This window comes from Flagellimonas sp. 389, assembly GCF_018449435.1.
GTDB lineage: Bacteria > Bacteroidota > Bacteroidia > Flavobacteriales > Flavobacteriaceae > Flagellimonas.
The window spans coordinates 1-1,208 of the sequence record NZ_JAHCMU010000034.1 but is presented as its reverse complement, the minus strand read 5'-3'; the positions used below and the strand labels follow the sequence as shown (position 1 = coordinate 1,208).

At 47.8% G+C, this 1,208-nt stretch carries 1 protein-coding gene; it reads left to right on the top strand.

The window, feature by feature from the left end:
• The first annotated feature begins 53 nt into the window (after positions 1-53).
• Positions 54-1,192 (top strand): IS3 family transposase gene (locus KIM67_RS18480; protein WP_250149332.1). Its coding sequence is split into 2 segments (ribosomal slippage): positions 54-315 and positions 315-1,192, totalling 1,140 coding nucleotides; the frame shifts between segments, so codons are not numbered across the junction.
• The last annotated feature ends 16 nt before the right edge of the window (positions 1,193-1,208 follow it).

Genomic DNA, 1,208 nt, shown 5'->3' with positions numbered 1-1,208 from the left:
AAAATAGGACAGCTTAAAATTAGAATTTTCTAACTTTAAATTTTAACTGTCACATGAAAAAAAGCAAGTTTACCGAGAGCCAGATCATCAAGGCACTGAAAGAGAACGAACAAGGAAGAAGTGTGGGCGATATTTCCCGCGAGATGGGCGTCGACAAGAGCACTTTCTACTATTGGCGCAAGAAGTACGGCGGCATGGAGGTCGCCCATATGAAGCGATTGAAGGAACTTGAAGAGGAGAACCGCAAGCTTAAGGCAATGTACGCCGATGTCAGTCTGGACGTGCGTATGCTCAAGGATGTACTGTCAAAAAAGTTCTAGGGCCTTCCGACAAGAAGCACCGTGCCAAATACCTTCAAGAAGCCTATTCGGTCTGTGTATCACGTTCCTGTCGGGTCATAGGTCTTGCCCGTTCGATGTGGTACTACCATACCAAGAGGGACGATACGGAAGTAGTCGATGCGCTATCGCAGTTGGCGGAAGAACTGCCCACCAGGGGTTTCGAGGTATATTACAAGCGGCTGCGTCGCGAAGGCCATAAATGGAACAGGAAGCGTGTGCTTCGGGTCTATAGGTCGATGAACCTAAAGCTTAGAAGAAAGCACAAAAAGAGATTGCCGTCAAGGGTAAAGAACCCGTTGGAAGCACCAACGGAACTCAATGAGGTCTGGAGCATGGACTTCATGGCCGACGTTCTCTCCGATGGAAGAAAGGTCAGGGTGTTCAACGTGATGGACGATTGCAACCGTGAGGCACTGGCCATGGACATTGGCCTGAACTATCCCGCCAAAAAGGTAGTGGAGACCTTGGGGCATTTGGAAGAGGAGATAGGTCTGCCAAAGACCATACGTTGCGACAACGGCCCGGAGTTCATCTCGAAGACCTTGTCGCAATGGTGCAAGAGCAAAAGGGTGGAACTTCGGTTCATACAACCGGGCAAGCCCATGCAGAACGGATTTATGGAAAGGCTCAACAGGTTTTACAGGGAAGACGTACTTGATGCCTATTGGTTCAACGACCTTCATCAGATAAGAACATTGACCGAGAAATGGCGAAAGGATTACAATACGGAACATCCACATTCATCATTGGGGGATATGCCGCCAAGGGAATATAAGAACCGTTTGGGGGAAGAATTCTTCCCCCAAACGATGAACATTGATCATAATTTTATGAATTTAGCAACGTCCTAAAACAGGTAAGGCTACA